Annotated in this window: 7 protein-coding genes; 2 read left to right on the top strand and 5 right to left on the bottom strand. The window is 69.6% G+C overall.

Annotated features, from left to right (window positions below):
- Positions 1-81 precede the first annotated feature (81 nt).
- Positions 82-915 (bottom strand): 3-keto-5-aminohexanoate cleavage protein, encoded by an 834-nt coding sequence (locus tag ACLBWX_RS22805; protein WP_447679201.1) that lies wholly within the window; start codon positions 913-915, stop codon positions 82-84.
- Between the two features lie 141 nt (positions 916-1056).
- On the opposite strand from ACLBWX_RS22805, the gene aroQ reads away from it, so the two are divergent.
- Positions 1057-1500, top strand: a complete 444-nt coding sequence (gene aroQ / locus ACLBWX_RS22800; protein WP_447679200.1) for a type II 3-dehydroquinate dehydratase — start codon at positions 1057-1059, stop codon at positions 1498-1500.
- Between the two features lie 2 nt (positions 1501-1502).
- Here aroQ and ACLBWX_RS22795 read toward each other — a convergent pair whose 3' ends face one another.
- From ACLBWX_RS22795 to ACLBWX_RS22785, 3 genes are all read right to left on the bottom strand, one after another.
- Positions 1503-2495, bottom strand: coding sequence for a DUF808 domain-containing protein (locus ACLBWX_RS22795; RefSeq protein WP_447679199.1), 993 nt, complete (start codon positions 2493-2495; stop codon positions 1503-1505).
- A 524-nt stretch (positions 2496-3019) separates the two neighbouring features.
- Positions 3020-3616, bottom strand: a complete 597-nt coding sequence (gene ssb / locus ACLBWX_RS22790) for a single-stranded DNA-binding protein (protein WP_447679198.1) — start codon at positions 3614-3616, stop codon at positions 3020-3022.
- Between the two features lie 206 nt (positions 3617-3822).
- Positions 3823-4839 carry an NADP-dependent oxidoreductase gene (locus ACLBWX_RS22785; protein WP_447679202.1) on the bottom strand — a complete coding sequence of 339 codons (1017 nt, stop codon included), beginning with the start codon at positions 4837-4839 and terminating at the stop codon, positions 3823-3825.
- Positions 4840-5030: 191 nt separating this feature from the next.
- On the opposite strand from ACLBWX_RS22785, the gene ACLBWX_RS22780 reads away from it, so the two are divergent.
- Entirely contained in the window at positions 5031-5441 is a 411-nt protein-coding gene (locus tag ACLBWX_RS22780; protein WP_447679197.1) for a DUF4174 domain-containing protein, read from the top strand.
- Positions 5442-5742: 301 nt separating this feature from the next.
- Here the strand turns inward: ACLBWX_RS22780 and ACLBWX_RS22775 are convergent, their stop codons facing one another.
- Positions 5743-6771 (bottom strand): IS110 family transposase, encoded by a 1029-nt coding sequence (locus ACLBWX_RS22775; RefSeq protein ID WP_447678112.1) that lies wholly within the window; start codon positions 6769-6771, stop codon positions 5743-5745.
- Positions 6772-6854 lie beyond the last annotated feature (83 nt).

Genomic DNA, 6854 nt, shown 5'->3' with positions numbered 1-6854 from the left:
AGGTCACAGGTTCAAATCCTGTCCCCGCAACCAAAACACACCAAAGCCCGCCCCGGTGAAAACCAGGCGGGCTTTGGACGTTCAGGCCTCCGGCAGGCCCAGGATCGTGCGCGCCTCCGCGGGCGTCGCGACCCTGCGACCGTGGCGCTCCACCCTCTCGGCCGCGAGGGCGACGAGCTCGGCGTTTCCGCTGGCGAGCCGCTCGCGGGTGATCCGGATGTTGTCCTCGAGGCCGGTCCGGACCGCATCCGCGCCGCGGGCAAGGCCCCAATCCATCACCTCCGCCTGGTGTCGGCCGATTCCCGCGGCCGTCCAGGTCGCCTTCGGCAGGATGCGCCGCAGCTCGCCGAGCATGAGGTCGAGGAGGTGCGGGTCCGCCGGCATCGCGTTCCTGATCCCCAGCACGAACTGCACGTGCGGGCGCTCGTCGATCAGCCCGGCTTCGACGAGGCGCAGGGCGCCGTGAAGATGGGACAGGTCGAAGATCTCGATCTCGGGACGCACGCCGAAGCGCTTCATCCGGCCAGCCAGATCCGACACCAGCGTGGCGTGGTTCTTGTAGACGATGGTCGGGAAATTGACCGAACCGGTCGAGAGCGAGGCCATGTCGGGGCGGTGCTGCAGGGACAGGCCCCGGCTCGCCGGATCGCGTCCGCGCCCGCCCGTCGAGAACTGCACGATCAGGCCCGGGCAGTGCCGGCGCAGGCCCTCCTGCACGGCGGCGAAGCGGTCTGGGTCCGAGGACGGCGTCTCGTCGTCGTTGCGCACGTGGATATGGGCGAGGGTGGCGCCGGCGGCATAGGCCTCCCGGGTCGAGGCGATCTGCTCCGCCACGGTCACCGGCAGCGCGGGATTGTCGGACTTGCGCGGCACCGAGCCGGTGATCGCGACGGCGATGACGACGGGCGCGTTCATGGGGTCTCCTCCTATAGGGAGCGGTTCTCGGTGCCCCTCCCCGCCCGGCATGGCCGGCAATGGCGGCGACCGCAAGCGTGGGCGCCTCAGGCGCGACCGGACCCTTTCCGGACCCGCGCGCCGGGCTTATGACGGGACGCCATGAACGACACGATCCTGATCCTGAACGGCCCGAACCTGAACCTGCTCGGGCAGCGCGAGCCGCACATCTACGGGCATGAGACGCTCGCGGACGTGGAGGCCCGCTGCCGGACCCTGGCGGCGAGCGTCGGCCTCGCCCTCGCCTTCCACCAGAGCAACGCCGAGCACCAGCTCATCGACTGGATCCAGGCCTACCGGGTCGACTCGGCCGGCATCGTGATCAATGCCGGCGCCTACACCCACACCTCGGTCGCGATCCTCGACGCGCTGAACGCCTGCACGGTGCCGGTCATCGAGTGCCACATCTCGAACGTGCACCGGCGCGAGGCCTTCCGGCATCATTCCTACGTGTCACTCGCCGCCACGGCGGTGCTGGCGGGCTTCGGCACGCATGGCTACGAACTCGCCATCCGGCACCTCGCCCACCTGCGCGGCGCCGCGTAGGCTCAAGCGGTCTTCGTCCGCAGGCGGGCCACGCTGTTCCAGGCCGGTGCCAGGACGAAGCTCGTCACCGGGATCAGCGCCGCGCCGACCACCAGGCCGACGAGGCCGGAGCCGGCGGCGGTCACGAGCCACTCCACCGTTCCGGCGAGGGGGCCGGCCACGCTCGCCGCGCCGGCCGCCGCGGCGTGGATGGCGTGGCCGATCTGGGGCAGGCCGTAGGTCTCCAGGCCGTGCACCAGGATGCCGCCGCCGACCCAGATCATCGCGGCGGTGCCGACGACGGCCAGGATCTTGAGGAAGCCCGGCATGCCCTTGACCAGCGCGCGGCCGATGCCGCGCACGAGGCTGCCGAAGGCCGAGCGCGACCCGTTGGCCGCCATGGCGACGCCGGCATCGTCCGCCTTCACGATCAGGGCCACGCCGCCATACACCGCCACCGTGATCCCCACCGCCACGACGGCGAGGACGGCGGTCTTCATCCAGATCGAGCCCTCGGGCAGGGCCGCGAGGGTGATCGCCATGATCTCGGCGGACAGGATGAAGTCGGTCTTGATCGCGCTGGAGACCTTTTGGTCCTCCAGGGCCTGGGCGCTGCCGGCCGCCCCGTCGCGCTCGGCCTCGTAGGCATGGGCCCCGTGCGGGAACAGCGCCTCGTAGACCTTCTCGCTGCCCTCGTAGCTGAGATACGCGCCGCCGAGCATTAGCAGGGGCGTGATCGCCCAGGGCGCGAAGGCGCCGAGCGCCAGGGCGGCGGGCAGCAGGAACAGCAGCTTGTTGCGCAGGGATCCCATGGCGATGCGGCCGACGATGGGAAGCTCGCGCTCGGCGGCGAAGCCCACGACGTAGCGTGGCGTCACGGCGGCATCGTCGATGACGACGCCGGCCGCCTTCACCCCGGCGCGGCCCGCCTGGGCCGCGACGTCGTCGAGGGAAGCCGCCGCCACTTTGGCGAGAGCCGCGATGTCATCGAGAAGCGCGATCAGTCCGATGCTCACGGGACACCCCTGCCTGCCGGGTCACAGCCCCCGCGCGGAATGGCGCGGCGAGCTTGGCCTTTACAGGAGACGAACGAGCGGGGGATTTGATCCCTTGCCGGCGTCGATGCCCCGGGCGAAGGCGCCTTTCGCAGGGGCGTCGGCGATCGTGTCGATTCTGGACGCTGTAAGCCCGGGCGGAGCGTCCTTGCCATCCGGCCCTGCGGATCGGGCGGGTCCGCATCGCGTAAGGGTCTATCGGCCGAAACCGGGGTCGTGGAAACCGGGGTCGTGGAAACCGGGTTCGAAGACCTGTCCGTCGCGCGGTAATGCCATCGTCGAACGCGCATCGGGTCCGCAGACTGTCCCAAATCATCTATCGACGGACAGGCCGCGTCCCTGATCCCGCGTCACGGCCCCGGGGTGGAGACTTCCGCGGGGTCGGTCTCGGACCACGGGCCAGGACCCACGAAAAAAGGTCAGGGCGACGACCCTGACCTCGATGGGTATTTCGATCCGTGTGCCCGCTGGGATCCGGCCCGGCCCTAGAACGGGATGTCGTCGTCGAGGTCGAAGTTCGGCTTGGAGCCGCCACCGCCACCGCCACCGCCACCGCCGCCCGAGGCCGGCCGGCGCTCGCCGCCACCACCGGAGGAGGAGCGGCCACCGCCGTAATCCCCGCCGCGGTCGCCGCCGCGTCCGCCGCCACCACCACTACCGCCGCCGAAATCACCGCCCCGGCTGATCTGGCCGCCGCCCTCCTCGTCCGTGCCCATCTCACCGCCGCCACTGCGGCCGTCGAGCAGGGTCAGCTCGCCGCGGAAGCGCTGGAGCACCACCTCGGTGGTGTACTTCTCGACGCCGGACTGGTCCGCCCATTTGCGGGTCTGGAGCTGGCCCTCGATGTAGACCTTCGAGCCCTTGCGCAGGTACTGCTCCGCCACGCGGGCGAGGTTCTCGTTGTAGATCACCACCGAGTGCCACTCGGTCTTCTCCTTGCGCTCGCCCGACATCTTGTCCTTCCAGGACTCCGATGTGGCGATGCGCAGGTTGACCACGGGATCACCGGAGGCGAGGCGTCGTGTCTCTGGGTCGCGCCCGAGATTGCCCACCAGGATCACCTTGTTCACGCTGCCGGCCATGCCGCTCTCTCCTACCGATCGATCTCACTGCGCGCTGCGGCCCCGAACGCCCGGGACGCCGCCCTGTCATGGGCCTCTCGGGCCCCGGCGGCAATCGCGGTCGGCGGGCTGTCCCCGTGACTCCCAGGGAATCGCAGGACCTGCACGTTCTACCTTTGTTCCGACCTGGGAGCAAGGCGCCCCGGGAGGGGCGCCCTGCCCTTCGCTCAGCGGATGCGAACGATGAGCTTGCCGAAATTGCGGCCCTGCAGCAGGCCCGCGAAGGCCTCCGGCGCGTTCTCCAGCCCGTCGACGATGTCCTCGCGATGGACCACGAGGCCGTCGCGCAGCCACGCCCCGACCTCGCGCAGGAACTCGGCCTCCTGGGGGGCGAAGTCCCAGACGATGAAGCCCTGGAGATGGAGGCGCTTCGACAGGACCGCGCGCATCAGCACCGGCACCCGGTCGGGTCCGGGCGGCAGCTCGGTGGCGTTGTAGCCCGAGACGAGGCCGCAGACCGGCACCCGCGCGAAGTTGTTGAGCAGCGGCAGGACCGCGTCGAAGACGGCGCCGCCGACATTCTCGAAATAGACGTCGATCCCGTCCGGGCAGGCGGCGGCCAGCGCGTCGGGGAAATCCTCGGCGCGGTGGTCGAGGGCCGCGTCGAAGGCGAGCGTGTCGCGCAGGAAGGCGCATTTCTCCGGGCCGCCCGCGATGCCCACCGCCCTCGCCCCCTTGCGCCTGGCGATCTGACCGACGAGGGAGCCCACCGGGCCGGTGGCCGCGGCCACCACCACGGTCTCGCCGGGTTTCGGCTGGCCGATGTTGAGGAGACCCGTATAGGCCGTCATGCCGGGCATGCCGAGGATGCCGAGGGCGGTGGTGACGGGGGCCGCTTCCGGATCGAGGCGGCGCAGGCCGCGTCCGTCCGAGACGGCGAAGTCCTGCCAGCCGCCGAAGCCCACCACGGTCTCGCCGGCCTGAAAGTCGGGATGGTGGGACTCGATCACCTCCGCCACGGTGGCGCCCACCATGGTGTCGCCGATCGCCACCGGCTCGGCATAGGATTTCGCCGCGCTCATGCGCCCGCGCATGTAGGGGTCGAGGGAGAGGTAGCGGTTGGCCAGCAGCACCTCGCCCGCCTTCGCCACCGGCAGCCGCCCCTCCTCCAGCCAGAAATGCGAGGCGTTCGGCTCGCCGTGCGGACGGGCGGCGAGGACGATGCGGCGGTTCACGTGGGTCATGGCGGATTCCGGGGATTTCGCGAGGTGCGAGGGGCGCGCTGCGGGCAGGCGCATGGTCGGGAGGTCCCCCGACAGATGGGACGGCCGCGGCCGATGACAATTCTGCTCTGCGCGGGTCCGGGTTTTGCGCGGGGACAAGTGGCGCTCCGGCGCGTTGCCCCGGAACGGTGAACCACACGGGAGTTTCGGCGATGGCGTGCGGATGGCGGATGCTCGGGGCGATGCTCGTGGCGATGCTCGTGGGCGTCACGGCGGCTCAGGCGGCGGAGAACCCGCTCGCACGCGACCGCTGGACCTCGCGCGTGTTGGTGATTTCCGCCCCCGAGCCCGGCGATCCGCGGGTGGCGGCCCAGCGCGCCGAACTCGACAACGCCCGTGCCGGGGTCACCGAGCGCGATCTCGTCGTCCGCGAGGCCTTCGGCGACAGCGTGGAAGCGCGCCGCCTGCGCACCGCCCTCGGCCTTCCGGCGGACGGCTTTCGCGTGGTGCTCGTCGGCAAGGACGGTGAGCCCAAGCGGACCGAGACCGCGCCGATCCCGGCCGATGCGCTGTTCGAGACCATCGACGCGATGCCGATGCGCCGGGACGAGCGACGGCGCTGAGCACCGCGCGAGTCCGGCCACGAGGCGTGGAAATTCGACCGGCATGAAACGTATGGCCCGCCCCGTCCGCAAGTGGCTTATGATCCGCTGGTCTGAGCAGTCTGCATAAACGTATCCGGCCTTCCGGCAGCGCCATTGGCCAAGATGGAGATCCGCGCGTTCTGGTCCTCATAAAAGGGTCGGCGTCGAGCGCCATTTTACGCCAGAGGCTTCCAGAACACCGATCGACTGTCAGGCCATCTTTCTCTCGCCGCTCGCAGACAACGTAAGGCCGACGAAGGCTTCGCCGACCAAGCTCGGTTCAGGCAGCCAACGCTGCCGGCTCATAGACGCGTTCGTGGCGCAGAAGTGCCCACACGGTCCGAGCCATCTTGGCTGCCAGCGCGACGACGGCGGTATTAGCATGTGCCCGCGCCAGCAGGCCCCGTAGCCACTGGCCGATCAGCGTATCGCTCTTGCGCAAAGTCGGCATCGCGGCCCGAGCGCCCTGGATCAGCATCTTGCGCAGGTACTTGCTGCCACGTTTGGTGATCCCGAGGAGACGTGGTCGTCCGCCCGTTGTGACCTGACGCGGCACGAGGCCGAGCCAGGCCGCCAGATCACGTCCGCGGGCGAAGGTCGCCACATCACCGATCGCCGCGACCAGCGCCGTCGCGTTGAGGGCGCCGATGCCCGGGATGGTGGTAAGCCGGCGCGCACTTTCGTCGGTCCGAGCCTGTTCGACGAACTCTGCGTCGAGGGCTGCGATGCGTCCGTCGAGGGACTGCCAGCGATCCCGGACGTCCGCCACGAGGATGCGCATCCGTGGCGTGAGGTCAGAGACCGCCTCGGTATCGAGCAGATTTTCTAAGCTAGCGGCGAGCTTGGCGCGTCCCTGCGGGACGATGTGACCGCGCTCCAGAAGGATGGCGCGGATCTGGTTCATCAGGGCCGTGCGTTCGCCGACAAGTTGGTCCCGCACCCGGTGCAGGGTCTGCATGTCGAGCTGTGCCTCCGACTTCAATGCCACGAACCGCATGGTCGGACGCGTCGCAGCCTCTGCGATCGCCTCAGCGTCGCGGTCGTCATTCTTCTGGGCTTTGACGTAGGGCCGCACATATTCCGGCGACATCAACCGGATGGTGTGGCCTTGAGCGGCGAGCGCCCGGCCCATGTGATGCGCGCCACAGCACGCCTCCATGGCGATGATGCAAGCTGGAAGCGTTGCGCCAAAGGTCATCACCGTCTCGCGCCGCATCCGGCGTCGCAAGACGACCCGACCGGTCGCATCCTGCCCGACAAGGCTGCAGCTGTTCTTGCCCAGATCGATCCCGAGTATCGCAATGGCCATCGGTCCGCTCCATCCCTCGTGTGAGCCACACTGCAAACCTAGCAGTGAAGCCCAGTGAGGGGCGGGCCATCCATAAAAGGGGC

This window comes from Methylobacterium sp. M6A4_1b, assembly GCF_053345175.1.
This window is presented reverse-complemented; position numbering and strand designations above follow the sequence as displayed.